This is a genomic window from Niveispirillum sp. BGYR6 (assembly GCF_027568365.1).
GTDB lineage: Bacteria > Pseudomonadota > Alphaproteobacteria > Azospirillales > Azospirillaceae > Niveispirillum.
Map to the genome: position 1 here is coordinate 155812 of NZ_JANLNL010000006.1, position 25766 is coordinate 181577.

A 25766-nucleotide genomic window follows, 5' to 3' on the forward strand; every position below is an offset into this window, starting at 1 on the left:
TCCTATGCCGCTTCCGCCTTTTCCTCCACGGGGGCAAGGTCCAGCACCGCGCTGCGGATCAGGCCGATCAGGCTGTTGATCGGCGCGGTGCCGCCGGCCCGGCTGGCCAGGGTCATGGAGACATCGGGCAGCGCCGGCAGACCCTCCTCCAGCACCGGGGACATGGTGCCGAACAAAACGGTGCGGCAAGTGATGCCCAACCCGGCCCGCACTGCCGCCCGCAAGGTGGAGAGGTTGGGCGTTTCCAGTACCACGCGATAGGGGCGGCCCGCCGCATCCAGGGCGGCGATGGCCGCTTCCCGGAAACGGCAGGGTTTTTCCAGCACGGCCAGCGGCAAGACCGGTTCGGCCAGCAACTCGGCATCCCCCAGCCAGCGCATCGGTTCCGTCCGAACCGTGGTGGGATCGCCGGCGGGGCCGAAACCGGCCACAATATCCAGCCGGTCGCCCTCCAGCATCTCCAGCAATTCCAGGGTGCCCGCCACGCGGGCCTGTAACTGTGCCCTTGGGTGCAGTTTGGCGAACTGCGCCAGCACACCGGTCAGCAGGGTTTCAGAGACATCCTGCACCATGCCCACCCGCACCGGCCCGGCGAAATCATCCCCGGCCAGCGCCGCCACCGCCTCGTCATTCAGGCTCAACATCCGCCTTGCATAGCCCAGCAGGGTGATGCCGGCCGGTGTCAGCGCCAGCCGCCGCCCGTCGCGCACGAACAGGGGCGTCTGCACCAGATCCTCCAGCCGCTTCATCTGCAGGCTGAGTGCGGATTGGGTGAGATAGATGCGTTCCGTCGCTTTTTGCAGGGTGCCGGCATCCACGATCACGGCAAAACTGCGCAACAGATCGGTGGGCAGATTGGGGGGCATCATCCTGGCTCCATCATGCATGAGCGACATTTAAGGGCGGCTTGAGCGGATTTCCATTTACCCTATGGATTTTGTATGGATATCATACATCATCGAATGTGTGAGTATCTTTTTTATACACAAAATCCTGTGTGGTGAAGCCAATGACCAGCATCGTCTCCTCCGACAGCGTCGCGCGTGGCAGCATGGGTGACCCGGTGCGCAGCCTGAAGCGTATCGCCTCCAAGCTCTGGAATCCCCGCGCCACCTCCCCCTTGCTGCTCTTGCTGTTGTGGGAAATCGGCGCCCGCACCGGGGTGATCCCGCCGCGCGTGCTGGCCGCCCCGTCGGCGGTGGTCGGCACCTTCATGGACATGACCCTGTCAGGGGAACTGCCCTGGCATCTGGGCGTCTCCCTGCTGCGGGTGCTGGCCGGGCTGGCCATCGGGGTGGCGGCGGGTGCCGCCCTGGCGCTGGCTGCAGGTCTGACCCGCCGGGGCGAAGTGCTGGTCGACCCGCCCTTGCAGATGCTGCGCACCTTGCCGCTGCTGGCCCTGGTGCCGTTATTCATCGTCTGGTTCGGCATTGGCGAAACGCCCAAGATCGGGCTGATCGCGCTCGGCGCACTGTTTCCGGTTTATCTGAACCTTTTTAATGGCATCCGCTCCGTTGATGCCAAATTGGTTGAGGCGGCGCGGGTCTTTGGCCTGTCGCGGCAGGAACTGATCCGCCATGTCGTGCTGCCGGGTGCGGCACCGGGTTTCCTGCTGGGCCTGCGCTATGCGCTGGGGGTGGCTTGGCTCTGCCTGGTGGTGGCCGAACAGATCAACGCCGCCTCCGGCCTGGGGGCCCTGGTGAACAGCGCCCGTGATTTCCTGCGCACCGATGTGATCGTGCTCTGCCTGCTGGTCTATGCCGGCATCGGGCTGGCCGCCGATTCCCTGGTGCGGGCGCTGGAGCGGCGCGCACTGGCTTGGCGTCCCTCTTTCCTGGAGAATTGAACCATGTCGGTCGCCAATCCCCGCCTGCGTCTGGTGAATGACAGCGAAACCGCTGTGGAACCCGTTGTCCGCCTGCGCCAGTTAAACCGCCATTTCGGCAAGAACCACATTCTCCGCGATCTGGACCTCGATATCGGCAAGAGCGAATTCATCGCCCTGCTGGGTCGCTCCGGTTCCGGCAAGACGACGCTGCTGAAGCTGCTGGCCGGGATCGATCAGGCCGATGGGGGGGAATTCACCGCCCCGGCCAACCGCACCGTCGTGTTCCAGGAACCGCGCCTGCTGCCCTGGAAGAAGGTGTGGGAGAATGTCGCCCTGGGGCTGCCGGGCAACGAAGGCCGCACCCGCGCCCTGCAGGCACTGGAAGAGGTGGGGCTGGCCCATCGGGTGGATGCCTGGCCCGGCACCTTGTCGGGGGGAGAGGCGCAGCGGGCGGCCCTGGCCCGCGCCCTGGTGCGCGAACCGGAACTGCTGCTGCTGGACGAGCCGTTTGCCTCCCTGGACGCGCTGACCCGCATCCGGATGCATGGGCTGGTGGATGCGCTGTGGCGGGCGCACCGGCCCGCCGTGCTGATCGTCACCCATGATGTGGACGAGGCGCTGTTGCTGGCCGACCGCGTGCTGATGCTGGACCAGGGGCGCATCACCCTGGATGAACCGGTGGCCGCCGCCCGCCCCCGCACCCTGGCCGACCCGCAGATTCAGGCCCAGCGTACCCGCCTGCTGGCGCGGCTGGGCGTCACCCCCAAGGGAGAGGACCGGCCATGACCGGCGCCACCATCACCCGTTTCCCGCGCGAAAGCGCCACCAGCCCGGTGGATGACGCCATCCTGGCCGAGCTGACCCAGCGCTTCGCCGCCACCGCCGGCCAGCATGACCGCGACGCCACCTTCCCCAGCCAGAATATCGCCCTGCTGCATCAACACCGGCTGCTGGCCCTGACCGCCCCGCGGGAATGGGGCGGGCGGGAGGCCGATCTGGCCACCGCCCTGAAAGTGGTGCAGGCCGTGGCCAAGGGCGAGCCGGCCACAGCCCTGGTGCTGGTGATGCAGTATCTGCACCATGCCCGCATCAAGGATGCCGGCTTTCCGGAACATCTGGCCCGCCATGTTGTCGGCGACGCCGTGCAGCGCGGGGCGCTGATCAATTCCCTGCGGGTGGAGCCGGACCTGGGCACGCCGGCGCGGGGTGGTTTGCCCGCCACCGTCGCCCGCCGGGTTTCCGATGGCTGGCGCATCAGCGGGCGCAAGCTCTATTCCACCGGCAGCACGGTGCTGGATTGGTTTGTCGTCTGGGCCCGCAGCGATGATGAAACGCCGCTGGTCGGTGGCTGGTTGGTGCCGGCCAAGGCCCCCGGCATCCGGATTGAGGAAACCTGGGACCATCACGGCCTGCGCGCCAGCGTCAGCCATGATGTGGTGCTGGAAGATGTCTGGGTGCCGGCCGACCATGCGCTGTCGCCCCAGCCGGTGGGCGGCCCGCCCGCCTTCGATCCGGGCTTCCTGCGCTGGGCCAATGTGCTGACGGCCGGCATCTATGATGCCGTGGCCCAGGCGGCGCGGGACTGGTTCATCGGCTGGGCCAAGTCCCGCGTGCCGGCCAATCTGGGCGCGCCCCTGTCCAGCCTGCCGCGTTATCAGGAAACGCTGGGCACCATTGACGGGCTGCTGCTGACCAACCGCCTGCTGCTGCAATCGGCCGCCGCCCAGGATCTGGGCACGGTGGAAGCCAACCTGATCAAGCATCTGGTGACGGAAAACGCCATCGCGGCGGTGGAAAAGGCCATTGCCATCGGCGGCAACCCGGCGCTGACCCGCGCCAATCCGCTGGAACGCCATTACCGCGACGTGCTGTGTGGCCGCATCCACATGCCCCAGGCCGATGTGGTGCTGACCGCCGCCGGCCGCAAGGCTTTTGCGTGAGGGGGCTGCCCCCTCCCCCCGCCCTTTTCCCAAGGTTGATGCCCATGTCCGGTCTGGTTGTTGCCAGCCAGTTGAACGACCAGTTCAACGCCCTGCTGGCCCAGCGCCTCCCTGATGCCACCATTCAGTCGCTGGCCCCCGGCGTACCGGATGATGTGCCGGAAACGGCGCGCGTGCTGGTGGCCCTGCCCTTCCGCAAGGCAGGCCAGCCCTTTCCGCCCCGCCCCGCCGGCTGGCCCTTTAATCTGAAACTGGTGCAACTGGCCTCCAGCGGGATTGATTTCTATCCCGACTGGTTGTTCGAAGGGACGGCCGTGGCCTCTGCGCGCGGCACCTCTGCCAATGCGCTGGCGGAATTCGCCCTGGCCGGCATCTTCGCCGCGGCCAAGCGGCTGCCGGATATCTGGATCGACCATCCCGACCGCTGGGCGCATCAGCCGCTGGCCACGGTGCGCGGGTCGGTGCTGGGGATTGTCGGGCTGGGGGCGGCGGGATCAGCGCTGGCCCGTCTCGCCCTGGCCTTGGGAATGCGGGTGCTGGCCGTGCGCCGCTCCGACCGGCCGTCGCCGGTGGCCGGGGTGGAACTGGCCGCCGACCTGCCCAGCCTGTTCGCCCAGGCCGACCATCTGGTGCTGGCCGCCCCGCTGACGCCGGAAACCCACCATCTGGTCAATGATGCGCTGCTGCGCCATGCCAAGCCGGGCCTGCACCTGATCAACATCGCCCGTGGTGCCCTGGTGGATGACGATGCCCTGCTGGCCGCCCTGGAAGATGGCCGCCTGTCGCGCGCCACGCTGGATGTCACCCATCCCGAACCGCTGCCGGCTGGCCATCCCTTCTATCACCATCCGCGCATCCGCCTGTCGCCGCACACCTCCGTGCTGACGCCGGACCAGCGCGACAATCTGGCCGCCAAGGTGGCCGACAATCTGATCCGTTTCACGAACAACCAGCCGCTGGCCGATCTTGTCGACCGCCAGCGCGGCTATTGATGGAGCCCCCCGCCATGAGCCTTCGCCTCGCCGCCCGGCGCAACAGTCCGGCTGACACCAGCCCAGAGGCCCCCTTCATCCTGCCGCGCCCGGTGGAGCTGACCAATCTGGACTGGCGCAGCGCCGTACCGCGCTACCCGGATATCGAACAGGAACGGCTTTACCGCAAGCAGCGGCTGGCCGCCTCCTTCCGCCTGTTCGCCCGCTATGGCTTCGACATGGGCGGGGCCGGGCATATCACCGCGCGTGACCCGGAACATCCCGACCATTTCTGGGTCAATCCGGCGGGCGTGTTCTTCGGCCATGTCCGGGTGCGCGACCTGCTGCTGGTCAACCATCATGGCGAGATCGTGCAGGGCAAGGGTCTGTTGAACCGCGCCGCGTTTGCCATCCATTCCGAACTGCACAAGGCCCGGCCCGACGTCATTGCCGCCGCGCACAGCCACGGCATCTATGGCAAGGCCTGGTCCAGCCTGGGCCGGTTGCTGGACCCGCTGACGCAGGATAGCTGCGCCTTCTATCAGGACCATGTGATCTTCCGCGATTTCAGCGGCGTGGTGCTGGATAGCAGCGAAGGCGAACGCATTGCCGAAGCCTTGGGCGACAAGTCTGCCGCCATCTTGCAGAACCATGGCTTCCTGACCGTGGGGAACAGCGTAGATGGCGCCGTCTGGCGCTATATCGCCTTTGAAAATGCCGCCCATGCCCAGTTGCTGGCCGAAGCCGCCGGCAAGCCGCAGGTGCTGTCGCATGAGGTGGCCAGCCACACCAACGGACAGGTGGGCAAGGAAACCGGCTCCTGGTTCTCCTTCCAGCCGCTGTTCGATCTGGTTGCCCGCGAAGAACCGGACCTGTTCGAATGACGGCATCCTTCATTCTCCCCCGCCGGTCGGTGCTGCTGGGTGGCCTGTCGCTGCTGGCGCTGGCCGGCTGCGGCAAGGAGTCACCGCAGAATGAGAAGACAGCCGGCGGTGGTGCCGACGCGGCTGCTTCGACCCTGCGCATCGGCACCTATCGCGGCCAGTATCAGGAATTCTTCAAGGAAGCCGGGGTTGATCAATTCCCCTATGGCGTCAGCTATTCCTACTTCGCAGGCGGCAACCTGATTGCGGAGGCAATCAATGGTGGCTCCATCGATATTGGCAGCATGAGTGAGATCCCGCCGATTTTCATCGCATCGGCCAACGCGCCGATGCGGCTGGTTGCCACCATCAAGGGGGAAGTGACGTCGCAGGTGGTGCTGGTGCCGGAGAATTCCGCCATCCGCACGGTGGCAGAGCTGAAGGGCAAGCGCATCGGTTATGTCCGCGCCACCACCTCCCATTACATCCTGCTGCGGCTGTTGCAGGAAGCCGGCATCGGCTGGGGCGATATCACGCCCGTGGCCCTGTCACCGCAGGATGGGCTGGCCGCCTTCGGGCGAGGCGATCTGGATGCCTGGATTGTCTATGGCGTGCAGGGCAGCCAGGCCCGCCTGACCTACAAGGCGCGGGTGCTGACCGACGGGCGGGGCCGCCTGTCGGGCAATTACGTCTTTGCCGCCTCCACCACCGCGCTCGCGGATGAAGGCAAGCGCAAGGCCATTGCCGATTTCCTGCGCCGCGTCACCCGCGCCTATCAGTGGGCCGACCAGAACCCGGATGCCTGGGCCGCCCGCCTGTCCAAGGAAACCGGCGTGGCAGCAGAAATTTTCCTGCTGCAGCACCGGGAACGGGATCGGCCCTATGAATTGGCCAAGGTTGAACCGGAAGCCATCCAGTCGCAACAGCAGGTGGCCGACGCCTTCGCCGATGCCGGCTTGATCCCGGCCAAAATCGACGTGGCCAAGCTGTGGGACGACCGGTTGAACGGGTTGCTGGCGGGGTGATGAGCAGTCCCAGGGGTAGCCGATAGTTTCCTGCCACCTCAGCCGTCACCCATGCTGCGGCCGGGGTGACGGCTGAGAGTAGTGAACCATAGAAAACAGTATCCGTAAAAACATCAACAAACAAAACCCATTAATCCCCCCAAACAAACCCTAAAATCTTATTCGATTTTAATCGTCAACCCCCTGCCCCACACTCTCACCATCATCATTTCCTGTTGAGGCTTCAATGTCTTCCGCCTATCCCGCCACCCGCCCCATTGCCCGTATTTCCGGGGCCTTTATTCTCTGCACTTCTGCCTCGCTGCTCGCCCTATCCTGTGCCCAGGCCCAGGACGTGCCCGTGCAGACGGCGGATGCGGCAGGCGGGGTGGAGGAAATCATCGTCACCGCCGAGCGGCGTGCGGCGGATTTGCAGAAGACAGCCATCGCCATTTCCGCCTTCAGCGCCACGCGGCTGGAGGAACGGGACACACGGTCCATCCGCGATCTGGCCGGCCAGATCCCCAATTTCAACGTCGCCCGCGTCACCATCGGTTACACCACGCAGACCTTCTCCCTGCGCGGCATCGGGGAGCCCGATCCGATTTCGGAGCCCGCCGTCTCCGTCTATGTCGATGATGTCTATATCCCGCGCCAGATCGGATCGATGACCGATTTCAACGATGTGGAGCGGGTCGAGGTGCTGCGCGGGCCGCAGGGCACGCTGTATGGCCGCAACAGTTCCGCCGGGGCCCTGCGCGTTATCACCCGCCAGCCGGACAATGACGCCCATGTCGCCGCCGAACTGTCGGCCGGCAATTACGGCGCGGTACAGGGCCGCGCCACGGTCAGCGGCCCGCTGGTACAGGACAAGCTCTATGCCAGCCTGTCCTACCTGCATAATTCCCGCGACGGCGTCACCTACAACGCCACCCTGGGCAAGGACGTCAACAATATCGATGTCAACGCCGTGCGCTTGAAGCTGCGGGCCACGCCGACGGAAAAGCTGGATATCGATCTGACCCTGGATTACCTGCGCGACCGCAGCGATACGCGGGGATATGTGCCGGTGAACCAGCCCGGCGGCTTCAACCCCTATCGCACCTATTCCGAGGTGGAGCCCTATAACAAGCTGGACCAGGGCGGCGGATCGCTGCGCGCGACCTATGCCCTGTCGGATGAATTGTCGCTGAAATCCATCACCGCCTATCGCGGCTTCAACCAGCCGGTGGATTACGAGAATGACGGCACCGCCGCCCTGATCCAGAAGAACCTGATCACCTATAATGACCAGTACGCCACCCAGGAATTCCAACTGAATGGCGATTACGACAAGGTCAGCTTCACCACCGGCGCCTTCTATCTTTATGAGCGGTTTGATGTGGAGCGGGACGGGTTCACCCGCCAGGGGCCGCTTGCCACCTCCAGCATCCGCCGCGAAGGGGCGTACAATATCACCAAGACCAACAGTGCGGCCCTGTTTGGGCAGGCGACATGGCACGCCACCGACCGGCTGAACCTGACCGCCGGCCTGCGCTATACGCGGGAAAAGAAGAATTTCAACTTTGATAACAAGCTGATCGATGCTGACCGCCGCATCATCGGCCAATCCATCGCCGGCGATGCCACGCGGCGGTGGAATTCGCTGACCCCGAAGCTGACGGTGGAATATCAGGCCACCGACCATGCGCTGGTCTATGCCACCTACGCCCAGGGCTTCAAGGCCGGCGGCTTCGACAACCGCGCCACCCTGGTGGTGGATGCCGAGCGCGGCTTTGACCCGGAAAAGGTGAAGAATTACGAGGCCGGCATCAAGGCCGACTGGCTGGACAAGCGGCTGCGCACCAACCTTGCCGCCTTCTACAATGATTATACCGACCTGCAGGTCACCGCCTATGATCCGGATGTGTTCCGGTCGCGGCGGGGCAACGCCGCCTCTGCCGAAACCTACGGTGTGGAGCTGGAGCTGGAAGCGCGGCTGCTGGAAAGCCTGTCCTGGCAGGCATCGGCCGGCTGGCTGCATGCCAAATACCAGGATTACAAGGGGGCCGGCGGCAATGGCGTGAATGCCGATGGCAATGATCTGCCCAGCGCCCCGCGCCTTTCCCTGTCCAGCAGCGTGACCTGGACCATCAGCGATGATCTGTCGGGTGGCACGCTGACCAGCAATCTGAATGGCCAGTACCAGACAAAGAACTATGCCTCCGCCCTGAACCGGCAGCAGGAGAAGATCCCCAACCAGGGCTATCTCAATGCCGGCATCAACTGGGCACAGAATGGCGGCCCCTGGTCGCTGGGGGCGACGGTCAAGAACCTGACGGATGAGGATCATGTGGTCGGCGTCGGCTACACCCCGTCCGTTGGCATCAATTATGTCAACATCGCCGATCCGCGGACCTGGCTGGTCACGCTGCGCTATCGGCTGTGAGCGGGGAGAGACCCTATGAGCCAACAGCCCCCCATCCCCAAGCGCCTGGCCCGTTTCGTCACGGACCTGACCCGGCTGCTGGAGACACCGCGTCCGGAGGCGGCCTTGCTGGACGCCGCCGCCCCGCTGCTGGGCGATCTGGTGGCCCAGGATGACTGGCTGCCCGAGGCCTATACCGTACCGGACCCGGAACGTTACCGGCAATTCCTGCTCTACCGCGACCCGCAGGCGCGCTTTTCCGTCGTCAGCTTCGTCTGGGGGCCGAACCAAGGCACGCCAGTGCATGACCATACGGTCTGGGGTCTGGTCGGGGTGCTGCGCGGATCGGAAATCTCCCAGGGTTTCGCCCCCGGCCCGGCCGGGCCGCTGGTGACCAAGGGGCTGCCGCACCGGCTGAAGCCCGGTGATGTGGAAAAACTCTCCCCCCTGGAAGGCGATATCCACCGCGTCATCAATGCAGAGGCCGACCGCACCTCCATCAGCATCCATGTCTATGGCGCGGATATCGGGGCGGTGCGGCGCTGGACCTATCCGGGCGACGGGCAGCCGCGCAAGCCCTTCATCTCCGGCTATTCCAACAATGATCTGACACCGCCCTTCACCCTATCCTCCCATCGCCCGCTGGAGCTTGCCCGATGACCGCCCCCCGCACCGCCCTGCCCGCCGATATCAGGCTGGCCCTGCTGGCAAGGCAGGAAATCGCCCTGATCGATCTGCGGGAAGAGGATGCCTTTGCCCAGGCGCACCCGCTATTTGCCGCCAATTTCCCGCTGTCACGGCTGGAACTGGAAGCCTGGGACCGCATCCCCCGCCGGGACACCCCCATCGTCGTTTATGACGATGATGGCAGCCTGAGCGGGCGCGGCGTGGATGTGCTGGAACGGCTGGGCTATCTGGATGTGCGGGTGCTGAAAGGCGGGCTGGATGGCTGGCGTGCGGCCGGTGGGGAGATTTTCCGCGACGTGAATGTCCCGTCCAAGGCGTTCGGCGAACTGGTGGAATCCCGCGTTCACACCCCTTCCCTGCCCGCACCGGAGGTAAAGGCTTTGCTGGATAGCGGGGCCGATGTGGTGGTGCTGGATGCCCGCCGGTTTGAGGAATACCGCACCATGAGCATCCCCACCGGCATCAGCGTGCCGGGGGCGGAACTGGTGCTGCGCGCCCCGCTGCTGGCTCCCGATCCGGCCACCACCATCATCGTCAATTGCGCCGGCCGTACCCGCAGCCTGATCGGCACGCAGTCGCTGCGCAATGCCGGCCTGCCCAACCCGGTCTATGCGCTGCGCAATGGCACCATCGGCTGGACACTGGCCGGGCAGACCCTGGAGCATGGCCAGGAACGCAGCTTCCCGGAAGCTGATGGGGAAGCGGTTGCCCAGGCCAAGGCACGGGCACGTGATGTCGCCTATCGCGCCGGGGTGCGCTGGATCAGCCCGGCGGAACTGGCCGTGCTGTCCGCTGACCGCACCCGCACCACCTATCGGCTGGATGTGCGCACGCCGCAGGAATATGCCGATGGCCACCTGCCGGGCTTCCGCAATGCGCCGGGCGGCCAGTTGGTGCAGGAAACCGACCATTCCGCCCCGGTACGCGGTGCCCGGATCGTGCTGTTCGACACGCTGTCCAGCCGGGCCGACATGTCGGCTTCCTGGCTGGCGCAGTTGGGATGGGATGTGCTGGTGCTGGAAAATGTGCCGGCAGACGCGCTGAGCGAGGTTGGCCCCAACCGTATCCACCACCCCGATCCCGGCCACGTCACCCAGATCAGCGCGGATCATCTGGCCCGCCTGCTGGCCGAGGGGCCGGTGACGCTGCTGGATTTCGCGCCCAGCCCCGCCTATCGCCGGGGCCATATTGACGGCGCCCGCTTCATCATCCGCGCCCGGCTGGAACAGGATCTCTCCCCCGCCGATGTGCGCGGTGCCCTGGTGCTGACCTCCCCCGACGGGCTGCTGGCGCGGTTCGCGGCAGCAGAGGTGGCAAGCCTGACCGGTAAACCCCCGCTGGTGCTGGAAGGCGGCACCCAGGCCTGGGCCGCCGCCGGCAAGCCGCTGACCAGTGGCACCGGCGCGCCGCTTTCCGCCTTCGACGATGTCTATCGCCGTCCTTATGAGGGCACGGACAACCCGGTCAGCGCCATGCAGGCGTACCTGGACTGGGAGTTCGGCCTGGTGGAGCAGCTCCGCCGCGACGGCACCCACGGTTTCTACGTCATTTGATCTGTGATTGGGGATCAACCATGTCACTGCGTCTCTATTATGCCCCCGGTGCCTGTTCGCTCGCCCCGCATATCGCGCTGGCCGAGGCTGGGGCTGATTATGATCTGGTCCGGGTGGTGCTGTCCGAAGGGGAGCAGCACAAGCCCGATTACCGCGCCATCAACCCGCGTGGCCGCGTCCCCACCCTGCTGGTGGATGGCAAGCCGCTGACAGAGGTGCCGGCCATCCTGGCCTATCTGGCCCAGCGCTTCCCGCAAGCGGGCCTGCTGCCGGCCAATCCGTTCGCCGCCGCCAAGGGACTGGAACTGGCAAGCTGGATCGCCAGCACCGTGCATCCCAGCTTCGCGCAGATTTTCCGGGGCGATCGTTTTACCGATGATCCCAGCGCCAAGGAAGCGCTGAAGACCGACGGGACCATCCGCTTCCAGCGCAATCTGGCTGAGATTGAGGCCCTGTTCGCCGATGGCCGCCCCTGGATTTTGGGCGATACCTTCAGCGTCCTCGATGCCTATGCGCTGGTCGTCTATCGCTGGGCCCCCCGGCTTGCCATCGACCAGCAGAGTTTCCCCGGCTGGACCGCCCAGGTCCGCCGCCTCTACGTCCGCCCCTCCGTCCTGACCGCACTCGCCCAGGAAGGCCAAGCTCCCGAAGCCGCTTTCCAGTCAGCCGCCGCCTGATAGATAGGAACCAAGCCATGAGCGTTGAATTTATCGGTTTCGTGAATACCCGTGAAGCATCCGAAATCCACCCGCCCCAGGGCGACCTGATCCAGTTGGATTATGTGCGCAAGGTGGCCAAGGCGCATGAGGATGGCGGCTTCGACCGGGTGTTGATCGCCTTCCATTCCCGCTCCCCCGACAGTCTGGTGATCGCCCATCAGGTGGCAGCCCAGACCAGCCGGCTGGGCCTGATGGTGGCGCACCGGCCGGGCTTCATCAACCCCACCGTGGCCGCCCGCCAGTTCGCCACGCTGGACCATTTCAGCGGTGGCCGCGCCGCCGTGCATATCATCACCGGCGGCAGTGACGAGGAACTGCGCCAGGATGGTGACTTCACCACCAAGGATGAACGTTACGCCCGCACGTCGGAATATCTGGATATCGTCCGCCAGGAATGGACCAGCGACCGTCCCTTCGATTACCAGGGCAAGTTCTACAAGGTGGAACAGGCGTTCGGTGATGTGAAGCCGGTGCAGAAGCCGCATATCCCGATCTATTTCGGCGGCTCCTCCCCCGCCGCCATCGAGGTGGCCGGCAAACATGCCGACATTTTCGCCCTGTGGGGTGAAACGCTGGAGCAGGTGGGGGAAACCATCCGCGCCGTCCGCGCCTCTGCCGCCAAGCATGGCCGTACCATCCGTTTCAGCCTGTCGCTGCGCCCCATTCTGGCCGACACGGAAGAGGCGGCCTGGGCACGGGCGGAATCCATCCGCCAGCGCACCATCGAACTGCGCCAGAAGGCGGGCCTACCCACCAGTGGCCACACGCCACCCAATGCCGGTTCCCAGCGCCTGCTGCAGACCGCAGCGCAAGGCGACCGGGTGGACAAGCGCCTGTGGACCGGCGTTGCCGCCGTGACCGGCGCGCAGGGCAATTCCACCTCCCTGGTCGGCACGCCCGAGCAGGTGGCCGAAGCCCTGCTGGATTATTACGATCTGGGGGTTTCCACCTTCCTGATCCGTGGTTTCGATCCCTATGAGGACGCGCTGCATTATGGCCGCGACCTGATCCCCGCCTTCCGCCGCCTGGTGGCGGAACGCCGCAGTCCGCCGCTTGCCGTGGCGAACTGAGGCGGCTCAGGCCCTGGGGCAAGGGTGGCGCCCCGGGGTTTTCCCTGAAGCTGACTGACGGCCCGCCGGATTTCCGGTGGGCCGCTTTTTGTGGGGTAAAGGGAGTGTAGCACCTGCCGCTACCGTCACCCCGGCGAAGGCCGGGGTCCAGTTTCGTAAAGCGAAGCGCTGGCGGCCCTGGATCCCGGCCTTCGCCGGGATGACGGTAATGACAGTGAAATATATAATAATCAGATAAAACCCTACAGCCCTCGCAAACATAACCTTTTACCTTATGAAATATACTTATCCGCCCCACCCCATAAACTGCACGCAATCGAATTCAATTTCCGGTCAAAGACATGCGCTCCCGAATTTCCCTTTATACCGCCGGCCTGCTGGCCAGTTCCACCCTGTTCACCGCCCCGACGCTGGCGCAACAGGTGCAGGTGGCGGAAACCTCCATACAGGATGCCATCATCGTCACCGGCGTGCGTGGCGGCAAGCCGCGGACCGTGGCGGACAGCCCCGCCCCCATTGATGTTCTGTCGGCAGAAGGGTTCCAGCGCGCCGGCCGGGCGGAACTGGGGGAGGCGCTGGCGGCCCAGCTTCCCTCCTTCAATTTCGGCACCAACGTCGCGGGCATCAATTCCATCGTCCGCCCGGTGTCCAACCGGGGCATGGGGCCGGCCTATACGCTGGTGCTGGTCAATGGCAAGCGCCGCCATAATGGCGCGCTGCTGACCAATGGCGGCGGCGATACCAGCGGCGTCAACCCCGTCGATCTGGATCTGATCCCCCTGTCGGCGGTGGATAGTTTTGAGGTGCTGAAGGACAGCGCCGCCGCACAATATGGCTCCGACGCCGTGGCCGGCGTGGTCAATGTGAAGCTGAAATCCCGGCGCGAGGGCGGCCATATCGGCCTGACCTGGGGCAGCCTCTATGATGGCGAAGGCGACCTGCAGACCAAGAAACTGGAAGCTGATTTCGCTCTGCCCCTGGGCGAGGAAGGCTTCATCCATGTCAGCGGTGATGCGCGCAAGCGCGGCATGGCCTGGTGGAATTTCCCGGCCACCAACCTTGTGGCCTATTCGCCGGCCAGCAACCCGAAGAACGCCACCTGGAACCGTGACGGCGCCCATAATGGCGACCCGGAGATCAAAGCCTATAACCTGTCCTATAATGCCGAACTGCCGTTGCAGAACGGCGTGACGCTCTATTCCTTCACCACCGGCGGGCTGCGGGAAACCGTGATCGGGAATAATTTCCGCCGACCCAATTCGGCGGCCAATATTGCCAGCCTGTTCCCCGATGGTTATTTCCCGCTGAACAATACGAACGAAAACGACCTGCAATCCGTCTGGGGTGCCAAGGGCGAATGGGCCGGATGGGACTGGGATCTGTCTGCCTCCTATGGCCGCAACCGCAACCAGCAATATAGCGATTTCACCATCAACCCCTCGCTGGGGCCGTCCACCCCCACCCGCTTCGACAGTCTGGCGACCTATCAGTTTGAACAGAGTGTCGCGAACCTGGATGTGACGCGCGGGTTCGCGGTGGGGCTGCCGGAACCGCTGCAATTCTCCTGGGGGGCGGAAGGCCGGATCGACCGGTTTGCGACATATGCCGGTGACCCGCGCGCATCGGTCAATGGCGGCTATATTTTCAAACCCGGTGACCAGGAAGGAAACCCCAATGTCGGCAAGCCCGCCTCCGTGGGCGCGCAGGCCGGCGTGACGCTGTCCAAGGCGGATGAGGCGCGGCTGGTCCGCCGGTCGGTCGCCGGTTATGCCGATCTGGGCCTTTATCCGGTGAAGGACTGGTTCGTCGATGTCGCTGTGCGGGTGGAGAATTATGATGACAGTTCGGGCACCACAGCCGGCGGCAAGATCAATTCCCGCTATGATTTCAATGATATCATCGCCGTGCGCGGCACGGTGGGCACCGGGTTCCGCGCGCCGTCGCTGACCCAGCTTGGTTATGCCCAGACCGATAACCGCACCAATATTGATGCCGCCGGCAATGTCGTGCCCAGCCTGTCCAAGCTGGCCCGTACCGGCAGTGCCCTGGCCGAGGCACTGGGCGGCAAGGATCTGGACCCTGAAAAGTCGGTGAATTTCGGCCTGGGCTTTGTGCTGCGCCCGCTGGATCAGGTGAACCTGACGGTGGATGGCTATCAGGTGAAGGTGACAGACCGCATCGTCCGCACCGGCTATCTTTATGGCCCCGCCCTGAACCGCTTGCTGCTGGCCAATGGCCTGTCGGGCACGGAATGGGTGCAATATTTCGCCAATGCCGTGGATACGCGCACGCGCGGCCTGGATGTGGTGGCCGATACCAAACTGGATCTGGAAGCGTTCGGCGATCTGAAGCTGGAAGCCGCCTTCAATTACAACAAGACCAAGATCACCCATATTGCCAATACGCCATCCCAATTGCTGGGTCTGGGCAGCAATCCCGGTGGCAACCTGATCTTCTTCGGTCGCAGCGCCCAAGGCGACCTGACCGTCGCCAACCCGGAAACCAAGCTGATCCTGAGCGGCACCTGGACCTGGGATCGGTTCACCGTGGGGGGCCGCGTCACCCGCTATGGTTCCTATATCTGGCAGCGGACGGAGAATGTGGCGCAGGACGTGAAATTCGGCGCCAAATGGCTGACCGATCTGGATGTCGGTGTGGAACTGACCGACGGGCTGCGCGTCAATGTCGGCGCCAACAACATCTTCGATGTGCGGCCGGACAAGAACGGGCCGGGCGATCCGGTCAGCGGCGGTTTCTCCTTCTATTACGGTTCGCCCCCCTTCGCCCCCAGCGGCGGCACCTATTACGCCAGGATCAGCTATGATTTCTAAACCCGTTTCCCTGGTCAGCCGCCGCGCCATCCTGGCCGGCGGCACCGGTCTGGCCCTTGCCACGGCGCTGGCCGGTTGCGGGCAAGGTGGGGATGATGGCGCGCTGGTGCTGGGCGATCAGGCCGGGCTGTTGCAGGCCAAGCTGAAAGCAGCTGGCCTGCTGGATAATCTGCCTTTCCCGCATAGCTGGGCCAATTTCGGCGGCGCCGCGCCCTTGTTCGAGGCGATTGCCGCCGGCGCGGTTGATACCGGCCCTGCCGGTGACACGCCCACTATCATGGCGGCCAGCCAGCAGGTGCCCATCCGCATCATCGCCGCCGCCCGGTCCGGCGGCGGCAATCTGGCCCTGCTGGTGCCGGCCAATTCCCCCATTCAGACTGTGCAGGAATTGCGCGGCCGCACCGTCATCGTTTCCAGCGCACGGGGCAGCATCGCCCATCATTTGCTGCTGGCGGCCTTACGCGAAGTGGGCGTAGCGCCGGCCGAGGTGAAGATGGGCTTCATGCTGCCCAACGATGCCGCTGCCGCGTTTGAAGGCGGCAATGTCGAAGCCTGGGCCACCTTCGGCATTTATCAAGCGGTGGCAGAGGTGCGGGGGGCCCGCGTGCTGCGCAATGGCATCGGCATCAGTTCCGGCATCGGCCTGATCACCGCGTCAGTGAAAACCCTGGCCAGCCAGGCCAAGCGGGCATCATTGACGGTTTTTCTGGAAAGGCTGGCGACCGCCAACCGATGGACATTGGCCAACCTGGATGCCTATGCCGCCATCTATGCGCAGAAAACCGGCGTGCCGCTGGAAGTGGCGCAACTGGTGACCCGCCGCGAAGACCCGCGCCTGCAGGCCGCCGATGCCGGCATCGCGGCCGAGCTGCAAAAGGTGGCGGATGATTTCGCCACCGAAGGGGTGCTGCCCGCCCCTGTGAATATTGCCGCCCTGATCGAGCCGGGCCTGTTCAAGGGCTGACCCCAAGAAAGCCGGGGGGCACACATCGCCCCCCGGTTCTCATGATTGTCAAACCACCGACGTCACAAAGTCCGCCGGGGCCCGGCGCACCTTTTTCAGCTTGGCAGCCCAGTCCCCCGCCTCATCGCGGTAGCCCAGTGGCATGATCAGCACCGACCGCAGGCCACGTTCGCGCAGGCCCAGAATGGCGTCCAGCTTATCCGGCTGAAACCCTTCCATTGGCGTGGCATCCACCCCTTCAAAGGCGGCCGCCGTGACGCCGATGCCCAGCCCGATATAGGCTTGCCGGGCCGCGTGCTGGAAATTGGCCTCCGCATCGCGGGCACCATAGGTTTTCAGCAGTTGGGCGCGGTATTTCTCCCACCCTTCATTGGTGAAGCCGCGTTCGCTGTTCACCAGATCGAACATCTGGTTGATGCGGGCCGGCGTGTAATCATCCCAGACGGCAAAGACCAGCAGGTGCGACCCTTCGGTGATCTGCGGCTGGTTATAGCCGACAGCGCGGATTTGTTCCTTCAGCGCCGGATTGCTGACCACGATGATGTCAAACGGCTGCAGACCGCTGGAGGTCGGGGCCAGGCGGATCGCCTCCACAATCCGGTCCACCGCATCGGCCGGCACCGGGCGGGCAGGGTCCAGTTTCTTGGCGGCATAGCGCCAGTTCAGCTTTTCCAGCAACAAAACAACTCTCCCCATGGGAACATGCAAAAGATGGGGAGAAAATAGGGGGCGCCGTTCAGCCAAACCATAAAGTTATTTTAAAGAATGACTTGATCAGACGACATGAAAAAGCTTCGCCCGCCAACCCATCAACTTTCCCCAAATAAAAGCTTGAGACTTCTGAATTTGTTAACGCTTATCCGCCCGCATACCATCACACCCAACCCAAGCTTCCCCCAAAATTTCCCTTCGTGATGGAGAGACCCCATGACTTCCCCCCGCCAGCTTCATCTGGGCGCCATTCTGGCCGGTGTCGGCACCAGCCATGATGATTGGCGCGACCCGGCCCTTCCCGGTGATGCCAGCATCAATATCGACTGGTATATTGAGGCCGCGCGTCAGGCGGAGGCGGCCAAGTTCGATCTGGTCTTCATCGTCGACAGCCCCTACATCACCAAGGAAAGCGCCCCGCATTTCCTGAACCGGCTGGAACCGCTGACGCTGCTGTCGGCCCTGGCCGTTTCCACCAGCCGGATCGGGCTGGTGGGCACGCTGACCACCTCTTATTGGGAGCCCTATAATGTGGCCCGCCAGTTCGGCTCGCTGGACAATATCAGCGGCGGGCGGGCCGGCTGGAACGTCGTCACCACCGGGCTGGAGGGGGCGGCGCGCAATTACAGCCGCGAGGAACATTTTGATCACGGCGAACGCTATCAGCGGGCGCGCGAATTCGTCGATGTGGTGCAGGGTCTGTGGGACAGCTACGAGGACGATGCCTTCCCGCGGGACAAGCAGGCCGGCATCTTCCTGGATAAGGACAAGCAGCACGCGCTGAACCACAAGGGCCGCTTCTTCTCCGTCGCCGGCCCGCTGGCCCTGACCCGGTCGCCGCAGGGCCAGCCGGTGATCTTCCAGGCCGGCGATTCCGATGCCGGGCGCACGCTGGGCGCCCTGATCGCCGATGCCACCTTTACCACCGCCGATAATTTCGAGGCGGCACAGGCCTATTACGCCGATCTGAAATCCCGCGCCGCCGCGCTGGGCCGCAACCCGGATGAGATTTTCGTGCTGCCCGGCCTGTCGGTCACCATTGCCGACAGCCAGGAAGAGGCGGAAAAACTGCGCGCCGCCCAGGATGCCGATCTCAGCCTGGATAAGCTGCTGGTGCAGTTGGGCCGCCCGTTCAATTACCATGATTTCACGCAATATGACCTGGATGCCCCTTTCCCCGACCTATCCCATGTCAGCCTGAACGGCTACAAGGGCCATGCCGAGCGCATCATCCGGGAGGCCAAGGCCGACAAGCTGAGCTTGCGCGAAGCCGCCTGGCGCTTTGGGCGCTGGCGGTCGGATTTCGTCGGCACGGCGGAACATGTCGCCGATCAGATTGAGCGCTGGTTCACCGGCCGGGCCGCCGACGGGTTCAATGTGCAGGTCACCAAGCCGCGCGATTTCGCCCTGTTCACCCAGAAGGTGGTGCCGATCCTGCAACAGCGCGGCCTGTTCCGCACCGACTATACCACCCGCACCCTGCGCGGCCATCTGGGCCTGCCGGTGCCGGAAAACCGCCATACCCTGGCCCGGCTGGCCCAGGCGGCGGAATAAGCGGAAAATCATGTGTCGGGCGATGCTTCGCCCGACACATGATGCATCGCAACAAAGGCTTGCCATGCAGTTATTTTTCAGGTCATTCTATCGACACGAAGGCCAAATAAAGGCCAAAGCCCCGATACCGGCGGCACCTGAAAGGTGTTGTCAAGGATAACGGGGATCTCGGGGTCGGATCAGTCATAGCCATCGGCGTTTCCAACGCCTGACTTCTATCCCGCAGAAAATAATTTCTGCGAATGACTGTCCGCGCCCATTTCCGGCTGCTTTCACCACATTTTCATCAGCCGGAATGAACGAACAATAATCCGATTTCTGTACAGAAGGGGTAAGAGATGACGTTCCATACCCGCCGGCTTCTGCCGGCGCTGTTGCTGGGGACTGTTGCCACCATCCCGGCCCTGGCCGATGACAGCGTGGCCCTGGAAGAAATCATCGTCACCGGCCGCCGCGTTTCCCAATCGGATGAGGCGATCGGCCTGGACAAGACCACCAGCACGGTGGCGGTAACGCGGGAAGCGCTGTTATCGGCGCCATCGGGTATTTCCGGCCTGAAGATGCTGGAAAACCTGCCGGGCTTCAATGTGCAGACCGACGGCGCGCTGGGGCTGTATGAATTCGGCAATTCCGTGCAGACGCGCGCCTTCAACCTGGACCAGATCGGTTTTGTGGTGGATGGCATTCCCACCGGGCGGAGCGATGCCTTTGGCGGTTCACCCGTCTTCCGCTATGTCGATAATGAAAATCTGGGCGTGGTGGAGGCGTCCGCCGGGGCGGGTGATGTCAGCCTGCCCAGCTATTCCAGCCTGGGGCCGCTGGTGCAGTACCGTTCCATCACACCGCAGGAGGAGGCCGGGGTTTTTATCTCCCAAACCTTTGGGGAGGATAGCACGCGCCGCACCTTCATCCGTGCTTCGACCGGGCAGATCGGCCCGGTAAAGGCCTATGTCAGCCGCACCAAGCTGGACAGCGACCTGTGGCGCGGGGCCGGCACCATCGACCGCGAACATTGGGAGGCCCAGGCCCATGTCAGCTTGGGTGAAGAAAGCTGGGCCAAGCTGAAATTCGTTTCCAATGATTTCTTCGATTATGATTCCCCGACCCTCAGCCGGGCGCAATATCACAGCGGCAGCGATGTTGGCGGGAAAAGCGGGCGGGATCGCGGCTATATCCGGCTGGTGCCCAACAGCACGCCGGGCTTCACGCCGACCGTGGCCGGGGTGCCCTATTCCAACCCCAACTACACCTATGATTACGCACTGGCGGTCAATGTCCGCAATGACAAGCTTTATGGCGCCACCACGCATCTGGGCCTGTGGGAGGATGCCTGGCTGGAAAGCACCGCCTATTGGGAAGATAAGGACGGGTACGGGGTTTCCCCCGACGGCTATGCCAACAGCCTGTCACGCTACACCCCGCAAGCTGCCGTCGGCCTGCCGGTGACCGCGCCGCGCGGGGTGCAATATGGGCTGTCAGGCGTGGGGGGCGATCGCTATGGCCTGACCAACAAGCTGCAGGCCAAGCTGGATAACCACACGCTGGAGGCCGGTTTCTGGGTGGAGCATGACAAGTATCACCGCACCCAGGCCCGCTATAATACGGTGGATGGCTCACCGGAGGCCGCACCCAACCTGAACGAACTGGTCTATCTGCGCCGCAACTATCGCTCCGAACGCGATACGATCCAGATTTTCCTGAAGGATTCCATCGCCCTGCTGGATGATGACCTGACGCTGGATATCGGCGCCAAGGGCCTGTTCCTGGATTATGATTTCAACGGCTACCGCGATTTTGCCGATTATTACCGAATTGTCGGTGGCCGGCCGGTGGCGGGCTATGGCCCGCAGCGCAACAGCGCCTCTTACAATGACGGGTTCCTGCCACAGGTCGGGCTGGTCTATCGGCTGGACGGGCGGACACAGCTTTTCGCCTCCTACTCGGAGAACATGGCCCTGCCCAAGGGCATGGATGATATTTTCGCCACCGCCCTGGCCAGCAGCAGTGCGGCCGTGCCCGCCCCGGCGCCGGAGCGGGCCAAGAATGTGGAAATCGGCATCCGCACCAATCAGGCGCAATTCTATGCCGCCCTGTCAGGCTATTACACGCGCTTTGCCAATCGCATCCAATCCATCACCACCCTGCTGCCGGGCACGGTGGCGACAACAGAAACCTTCTATGCCAATGTCGGCCGGGTGGAGGCCTATGGCGCGGAATTTACCGGCACCTTCAAGCCGGATTTCCTGCAAGATTACGCCTATGCCAATTTCAGCGTCACCTATAACCATGCCACCTTCCTGGATAATATCCCGACCAGCCCGGTCACGCCGACTGCGGATAAGTTCATCCCCGACAGTGCGAAATGGATCATCGGCGGCGGCATCACGGTGGAGCCGACCGATTGGCTGGTGGCGAATTTCAGCGGGCGTTATGTCGGCAAACGCTGGTCCACCTTCACCAACACGCCCGGTTCCAGCCTGCCCGGCTATACGGTGTTCAGCGCCTATGTCGATGTCGGCGAAGGCTGGGATTATGGGCCGCTGAAGAACATCAAGGCCCGCGTCAATATCGACAATATCTTCGACAAGGATACGCTGTCCTTCATCTCCCCCGCCGTCAGCGGTGACGGCAATTTCCGCCCGCTCTCCCCGCGTACCATCCAGGTGACCATCTCCGGGGAGTTTTAAGCCATGCGCCGCCCGCTGAAACCCCTGCTGCTGCCGCTGCTGTTCACCTGTCTGCTGGCACCGCCCGTGGTCCAGGCGGCGGACCCGCTGCCTGTGTCCGCCGCCGCACGGCAGTTGCATGAAAAGCTGCTGACCCTGGACGGGCATATGGATACGCCCGCCTCACTGGATCTGCCGGACTGGTCGATCCTGGATGAACATCATGTGCATGATGATTACACCCAGGTCGATCTGCCCCGGTTGAAGGCGGGCGGGCTGGATGGCGGCCTCTGGGCCATCTACACCCCACAGGGGCCATTGACGCCGGAGGGATATCGCGCAGCACGGGATTTCGCCGTGCTGCGCGGCCTGTCCATCCGGGAAATGGTGGCCGCATCGCCGGCGGATTTCACCCTGGCGACAAAGCCCGGTGATGCCGCCCCTATCGCCGCCGCCGGCCGGCGTGTCGTGTTCATCTCCATGGAGAACGCCTATCCGCTGGGCGAAGATGTCAGCCTCGTCAATCTGTTCCACAAGATCGGGGTGCGGGTGATCGGCTTTGCCCATTTCGCCCATAACCAGTTTGCCGACAGTTCCACCGACCCGTCCGGCCAGCCGAAATGGGGGGGCCTGAGCCCGCTGGGCAAGCAGTTGCTGGCGGAACTGAACCGGCTGGGCATCGTGCCCGATGCCAGCCACAGTTCCGATACGGTGCTGGATGATCTGCTGGCCCTGTCGAAAGGGCCGGTACTGTTAACCCATTCCGGCTGCAAGGCGGTTTATGACCATCCGCGCAATATCGATGATGACCGGCTGCGCGCCCTGGCTGCCAAGGGTGGCGTCATCATGATGAATGCCTATGGCGCCTATCTGCGTGCCGCCAAGCCCAACCCGGAGCGGGAAAAGGCCCAACGCGCCCTTTACACCAGTTACCGCGAAGGGGCCAAGGATGCCGCCGCCCGCACGGCGTTCCTGGAAAAAAGGCGGGAGATCGATCGGCTCTATCCGGATACCGATCCGCCCGGGTTCGATGATTTCATGGCCCATCTGCTGCACGCCTTGAAGGTGGTGGGGCCGGACCATGTCGGCATCGGGCTGGATTGGGATGGCGGCGGCGGCACACAAGGGATGGAAGATGTCGCCGCCATCCCCCGCATCACCGCCGCCCTGCTGGCCGCCGGCTACAAGGAAGCGGACCTGGCCAAGATCTGGTCCGGCAATCTGCTACGGGTGATGGCGGCCAATCAGGCATTGGTGCCATAGCACTACTGTGTCACCTATTTTTGATTATAGCAGCCTGGGCTCCCCGCCTTCTCCGGCGTGGAGGTGAAACTGCAACCAGTCGCTTCCCCGCCCGGCCTCCGAGAAAATTCCGGGTAAACATATATTATATCAAATATTTGCCCATCAACCGTCAGAACGAAGCTGTCAGGCGGTTGATCGGGACAGGTTATCGCAAACGTCCGACTGGCCGATTCTGCAAATGGCGCTTCCAGTTCGGCAATTTTACCGGGCCAGGGTGAGACTTATAGTATGCCGGTGGCGGAGGATAAGCGGCGTCGACAACAGACACGCCCGGCCGGACGACCATTGAGACAACCCGTGCACTGCAAGAAATGCGGGAATCTTAATCAAAAATATTTTCAGGGAAGGGTACGGGAAATGATGGCCTTTAAAATGGGTTCCCTGTTCACGGCCCGGAACAGGGCCGGCGCACGGGGCTTGGCGCTGATCGCACTGACCTTGGCATCGGCTTCGGCCTTGGCACAACCCGTGGCAGGGCCATCGGCTGGCAATGCCGGGGCGGAAATTCTGGAAGAAATCATCGTTACGGCTCAGAAGCGTGCCGAACGCCTTCAGGACGTGCCTGTGCCGGTCACCGCGGTGTCGGGTGACGCACTTCTGGACCAAAATCAACTGAGGGCGCAGGATTTCTTTTCCAGTGTTCCGGGGCTGGGGCTTCAGTTCATGAATGGCCGCTCCAACCTGACGATCCGCGGGGTGACGACGGGGCCGGCCACCGGCAATCCCACCGTCGGCTATACGATCGACGATGTCCCCTATGGGTCTTCCGTCGGCATTGCCGGCCTGTTCGGTGCCGCCCCCGATCTGGATCCGGGTGACCTGGCGCGGATTGAGGTGCTGCGCGGTCCGCAGGGGACCTTATATGGCGCCAGCAGCATCGGCGGTCTGGTGAAATATGTGACGGTCAAACCGTCCATGACTGATTTTGCCGGCACCGTTGGGGGCGGGTTGCAAACTGTTTCCGGTGGTCATCGGCCCGGATACAACCTGCGCGGCAACCTGAACATTCCGTTGAGCGATGTCTTCGCCGTCCGTGCCAGCGCCTTTACCCGCCGGGATGCGGGATATATCGACAATGTCGTCACCGGCAAACGCGGGGTGAATCAATCAGATGTCAGCGGTGGCCGCCTGTCCGCCCTCTGGCAGCCATCGAACGCGCTGTCCGTTGAATTGTCCGCCCTGTACCAGGATACCGACATTAACGGCTCCTCCAATGTCGATACCGCGCTGCCGCGGTACAACCGGCAAAGCGATCAGATCGGTGCCGGCGCCAGCCGGTGGAAAAACCAGATATACAGCGCCGTGGTAAATGCCGATCTGGGCGATTCCCAACTGACGTCGGTGACCTCCTATATCTATAATCCCAGTGTCGATAATGTTGATTTCTCGGCCTCGGGCCTTACGGCCGCCCTGCCGCTGATCTACCCGGTGGGCATCAACCCGATGGCTGCCCTTCTGCATCAGGAATACAGCACCAAGAAGCTGACGCAGGAAGTGCGCCTGATGACGCCGATCGGTGACAATGTGGATTGGCTGGTGGGGGCGTTCTATACGAACGAAAACAGCCATTACATGATCCAGGCACGGGCAACTGATCCTGCCAATGGCACTGTTCATGGCGTGCCGATCCTGTGGCGGGACAAGCTTGAATTCGCCGAATATGCCGGCTTCACCGATGTGACGGTGCGTTTCACCGACCAGTTTGATGTGCAGGTCGGCGCGCGGTGGAGTTCGAACAAGCAGGATCTCCGCCATCGCCAATGGAATTTCGATCAGCCGGCCGGCCTGTTCACCGATCCGACCTCCAAGGATCACGCGCTTACCTATCTGCTGACGCCACGCTTCAAGCTATCCGCCGACCATATGTTTTATGGGCGGCTGGCTACCGGCTATCGGCCGGGTGGCCCCAATGCCGTGTGTAACGATGCCCGGGTACCGTGCCAATACCGTTCCGACAAGACCAAGAATTACGAGATCGGTGCGAAGGGTGATTTCTATGGCCGCCTGCTGTCTTACGATCTCTCCTTCTACCATATCGACTGGCGGGACATTCAGCTGACCCAGGTTTCCCCCGATGCGACCTATAATTACAACACCAATGCCAGCCGCGCCCGCAGCCGCGGCATCGAACTTTCCCTGGAAGCGCGGCCGACCGATGGGTTGACCCTGGCACTGTGGGGGGCATGGACGGATGCCACCTTGCGGGCCGGTTTTTCGGAACCGAGTGCTGTTTACGCCGCAGCCGGGGATCGGCTGCCTTATTCCAATCGCTTCTCTGCCCGCTTCTCGGTGGATCACGAATCCGCACTCACCGAAGATCTGCAGCTCCTCATGGGCGGCTCTGTCAGCTATGTCGGCAACCGCAAGGGCGAGTTTGTTCCGACCCGGCAAGAGGCGCCCCTGCGCCAGACCTATCCCGGCTATGCCCAGCTCGACCTGCATCTGGGGGTGAAGTCGGAGGATTGGAAAGTCAACCTGTCGATCCAGAACGTCACCAACCGACGGGGCGTGACGGGTGGTGGCTATAATAACCAGACGACCTTCAATCGTTACTGGCTCAACTATATCCGGCCGCGCACTCTGGGGCTTTCGTTTGAAAAATCGTTCTGATCCCGGCGAATTTTCTTCACATACCGACCGGAATTTCTCTCTGGTTTCTGGAGAATTGACATGCAATGTCGCAACGTGACCGC

The 25766-nt window shown here is 63.5% G+C and carries 19 protein-coding genes; 17 read left to right on the forward strand and 2 right to left on the reverse strand.

Going from position 1 to position 25766, the window contains the following annotated elements; translation table 11 throughout:
- Window positions 1–2: 2 nt before the first annotated feature.
- A complete protein-coding gene (locus PCJ49_RS14580) occupies window positions 3–869 on the reverse strand; it encodes a LysR substrate-binding domain-containing protein (RefSeq protein ID WP_269911544.1) in 867 nt (288 codons plus the stop codon).
- A gap of 140 nt (window positions 870–1009) precedes the next feature.
- Between PCJ49_RS14580 and PCJ49_RS14585 the strand changes: the two genes are divergently transcribed.
- The 13 genes from PCJ49_RS14585 (at window position 1010) to PCJ49_RS14645 (ending at window position 16837) form a co-directional block, all read left to right on the forward strand.
- Window positions 1010–1846 carry an ABC transporter permease gene (locus PCJ49_RS14585; RefSeq protein ID WP_269911545.1) on the forward strand — a complete coding sequence of 279 codons (837 nt, stop codon included), beginning with the start codon at window positions 1010–1012 and terminating at the stop codon, window positions 1844–1846.
- A 3-nt stretch (window positions 1847–1849) separates the two neighbouring features.
- A complete protein-coding gene (locus PCJ49_RS14590) occupies window positions 1850–2614 on the forward strand; it encodes an ABC transporter ATP-binding protein (RefSeq protein WP_269911546.1) in 765 nt (254 codons plus the stop codon).
- Window positions 2611–3768: an acyl-CoA dehydrogenase family protein gene (locus PCJ49_RS14595; protein ID WP_269911547.1), complete on the forward strand. Its 1158-nt coding sequence runs from the start codon at window positions 2611–2613 to the stop codon at window positions 3766–3768. The genes PCJ49_RS14590 and PCJ49_RS14595 overlap by 4 nt, the downstream gene beginning before the upstream one ends.
- Window positions 3769–3812: 44 nt before the next feature.
- On the forward strand, window positions 3813–4760 hold the full coding sequence (locus tag PCJ49_RS14600; RefSeq protein ID WP_269911548.1) for a D-isomer specific 2-hydroxyacid dehydrogenase family protein: 948 nt from the start codon (window positions 3813–3815) through the stop codon (window positions 4758–4760).
- Between the two features lie 14 nt (window positions 4761–4774).
- On the forward strand, window positions 4775–5623 hold the full coding sequence (locus PCJ49_RS14605; RefSeq protein ID WP_269911549.1) for a class II aldolase/adducin family protein: 849 nt from the start codon (window positions 4775–4777) through the stop codon (window positions 5621–5623).
- On the forward strand, window positions 5620–6627 hold the full coding sequence (locus PCJ49_RS14610; RefSeq protein WP_269911550.1) for an ABC transporter substrate-binding protein: 1008 nt from the start codon (window positions 5620–5622) through the stop codon (window positions 6625–6627). Before PCJ49_RS14605 ends, PCJ49_RS14610 begins: the two co-directional genes overlap by 4 nt.
- A 226-nt stretch (window positions 6628–6853) precedes the next feature.
- A complete protein-coding gene (locus tag PCJ49_RS14615) occupies window positions 6854–9034 on the forward strand; it encodes a TonB-dependent receptor (protein ID WP_269911551.1) in 2181 nt (726 codons plus the stop codon).
- A 15-nt stretch (window positions 9035–9049) separates the two neighbouring features.
- Entirely contained in the window at window positions 9050–9673 is a 624-nt protein-coding gene (locus PCJ49_RS14620; RefSeq protein WP_269911552.1) for a cysteine dioxygenase, read from the forward strand.
- Window positions 9670–11253 carry a rhodanese-like domain-containing protein gene (locus tag PCJ49_RS14625; RefSeq protein ID WP_269911553.1) on the forward strand — a complete coding sequence of 528 codons (1584 nt, stop codon included), beginning with the start codon at window positions 9670–9672 and terminating at the stop codon, window positions 11251–11253. Before PCJ49_RS14620 ends, PCJ49_RS14625 begins: the two co-directional genes overlap by 4 nt.
- 20 nt (window positions 11254–11273) lie before the next feature.
- Window positions 11274–11930: a glutathione S-transferase N-terminal domain-containing protein gene (locus PCJ49_RS14630; protein WP_269911554.1), complete on the forward strand. Its 657-nt coding sequence runs from the start codon at window positions 11274–11276 to the stop codon at window positions 11928–11930.
- Window positions 11931–11947: 17 nt separating this feature from the next.
- Window positions 11948–13042: an LLM class flavin-dependent oxidoreductase gene (locus PCJ49_RS14635; RefSeq protein ID WP_269911555.1), complete on the forward strand. Its 1095-nt coding sequence runs from the start codon at window positions 11948–11950 to the stop codon at window positions 13040–13042.
- A gap of 341 nt (window positions 13043–13383) precedes the next feature.
- Window positions 13384–15873 (forward strand): TonB-dependent receptor, encoded by a 2490-nt coding sequence (locus PCJ49_RS14640; RefSeq protein WP_269911556.1) that lies wholly within the window; start codon window positions 13384–13386, stop codon window positions 15871–15873.
- Complete coding sequence (locus tag PCJ49_RS14645; protein ID WP_269911557.1) at window positions 15863–16837, forward strand: ABC transporter substrate-binding protein; 975 nt, start codon at window positions 15863–15865, stop codon at window positions 16835–16837. Before PCJ49_RS14640 ends, PCJ49_RS14645 begins: the two co-directional genes overlap by 11 nt.
- A gap of 48 nt (window positions 16838–16885) precedes the next feature.
- Here the strand turns inward: PCJ49_RS14645 and PCJ49_RS14650 are convergent, their stop codons facing one another.
- Window positions 16886–17533 carry an NAD(P)H-dependent oxidoreductase gene (locus tag PCJ49_RS14650; protein ID WP_269911558.1) on the reverse strand — a complete coding sequence of 216 codons (648 nt, stop codon included), beginning with the start codon at window positions 17531–17533 and terminating at the stop codon, window positions 16886–16888.
- Between the two features lie 231 nt (window positions 17534–17764).
- On the opposite strand from PCJ49_RS14650, the gene PCJ49_RS14655 reads away from it, so the two are divergent.
- From PCJ49_RS14655 to PCJ49_RS14670, 4 genes are all read left to right on the forward strand, one after another.
- Window positions 17765–19102: an LLM class flavin-dependent oxidoreductase gene (locus PCJ49_RS14655; RefSeq protein ID WP_269911559.1), complete on the forward strand. Its 1338-nt coding sequence runs from the start codon at window positions 17765–17767 to the stop codon at window positions 19100–19102.
- A 338-nt stretch (window positions 19103–19440) separates the two neighbouring features.
- Window positions 19441–21789: a TonB-dependent receptor gene (locus tag PCJ49_RS14660; protein ID WP_269911560.1), complete on the forward strand. Its 2349-nt coding sequence runs from the start codon at window positions 19441–19443 to the stop codon at window positions 21787–21789.
- Between the two features lie 3 nt (window positions 21790–21792).
- On the forward strand, window positions 21793–23031 hold the full coding sequence (locus PCJ49_RS14665) for a dipeptidase (protein WP_269911561.1): 1239 nt from the start codon (window positions 21793–21795) through the stop codon (window positions 23029–23031).
- 399 nt (window positions 23032–23430) lie between these two features.
- Window positions 23431–25683 (forward strand): TonB-dependent receptor, encoded by a 2253-nt coding sequence (locus tag PCJ49_RS14670; protein WP_269911562.1) that lies wholly within the window; start codon window positions 23431–23433, stop codon window positions 25681–25683.
- Window positions 25684–25766: the final 83 nt, after the last annotated feature.

Excerpts from the sequence above, each read along its gene's own strand:
- PCJ49_RS14580 (WP_269911544.1), bottom strand. The coding sequence starts at position 869 with ATGATGCCCCCCAATCTGCCCACCGATCTGTTGCGCAGTTTTGCCGTG.
- PCJ49_RS14585 (WP_269911545.1), top strand. The coding sequence starts at position 1,010 with ATGACCAGCATCGTCTCCTCCGACAGCGTCGCGCGTGGCAGCATGGGT.
- PCJ49_RS14590 (WP_269911546.1), top strand. The coding sequence starts at position 1,850 with ATGTCGGTCGCCAATCCCCGCCTGCGTCTGGTGAATGACAGCGAAACC.
- PCJ49_RS14595 (WP_269911547.1), top strand. The coding sequence starts at position 2,611 with ATGACCGGCGCCACCATCACCCGTTTCCCGCGCGAAAGCGCCACCAGC.
- PCJ49_RS14600 (WP_269911548.1), top strand. The coding sequence starts at position 3,813 with ATGTCCGGTCTGGTTGTTGCCAGCCAGTTGAACGACCAGTTCAACGCC.
- PCJ49_RS14605 (WP_269911549.1), top strand. The coding sequence starts at position 4,775 with ATGAGCCTTCGCCTCGCCGCCCGGCGCAACAGTCCGGCTGACACCAGC.
- PCJ49_RS14610 (WP_269911550.1), top strand. The coding sequence starts at position 5,620 with ATGACGGCATCCTTCATTCTCCCCCGCCGGTCGGTGCTGCTGGGTGGC.
- PCJ49_RS14615 (WP_269911551.1), top strand. The coding sequence starts at position 6,854 with ATGTCTTCCGCCTATCCCGCCACCCGCCCCATTGCCCGTATTTCCGGG.
- PCJ49_RS14620 (WP_269911552.1), top strand. The coding sequence starts at position 9,050 with ATGAGCCAACAGCCCCCCATCCCCAAGCGCCTGGCCCGTTTCGTCACG.
- PCJ49_RS14625 (WP_269911553.1), top strand. The coding sequence starts at position 9,670 with ATGACCGCCCCCCGCACCGCCCTGCCCGCCGATATCAGGCTGGCCCTG.
- PCJ49_RS14630 (WP_269911554.1), top strand. The coding sequence starts at position 11,274 with ATGTCACTGCGTCTCTATTATGCCCCCGGTGCCTGTTCGCTCGCCCCG.
- PCJ49_RS14635 (WP_269911555.1), top strand. The coding sequence starts at position 11,948 with ATGAGCGTTGAATTTATCGGTTTCGTGAATACCCGTGAAGCATCCGAA.
- PCJ49_RS14640 (WP_269911556.1), top strand. The coding sequence starts at position 13,384 with ATGCGCTCCCGAATTTCCCTTTATACCGCCGGCCTGCTGGCCAGTTCC.
- PCJ49_RS14645 (WP_269911557.1), top strand. The coding sequence starts at position 15,863 with ATGATTTCTAAACCCGTTTCCCTGGTCAGCCGCCGCGCCATCCTGGCC.
- PCJ49_RS14650 (WP_269911558.1), bottom strand. The coding sequence starts at position 17,533 with ATGGGGAGAGTTGTTTTGTTGCTGGAAAAGCTGAACTGGCGCTATGCC.
- PCJ49_RS14655 (WP_269911559.1), top strand. The coding sequence starts at position 17,765 with ATGACTTCCCCCCGCCAGCTTCATCTGGGCGCCATTCTGGCCGGTGTC.
- PCJ49_RS14660 (WP_269911560.1), top strand. The coding sequence starts at position 19,441 with ATGACGTTCCATACCCGCCGGCTTCTGCCGGCGCTGTTGCTGGGGACT.
- PCJ49_RS14665 (WP_269911561.1), top strand. The coding sequence starts at position 21,793 with ATGCGCCGCCCGCTGAAACCCCTGCTGCTGCCGCTGCTGTTCACCTGT.
- PCJ49_RS14670 (WP_269911562.1), top strand. The coding sequence starts at position 23,431 with ATGATGGCCTTTAAAATGGGTTCCCTGTTCACGGCCCGGAACAGGGCC.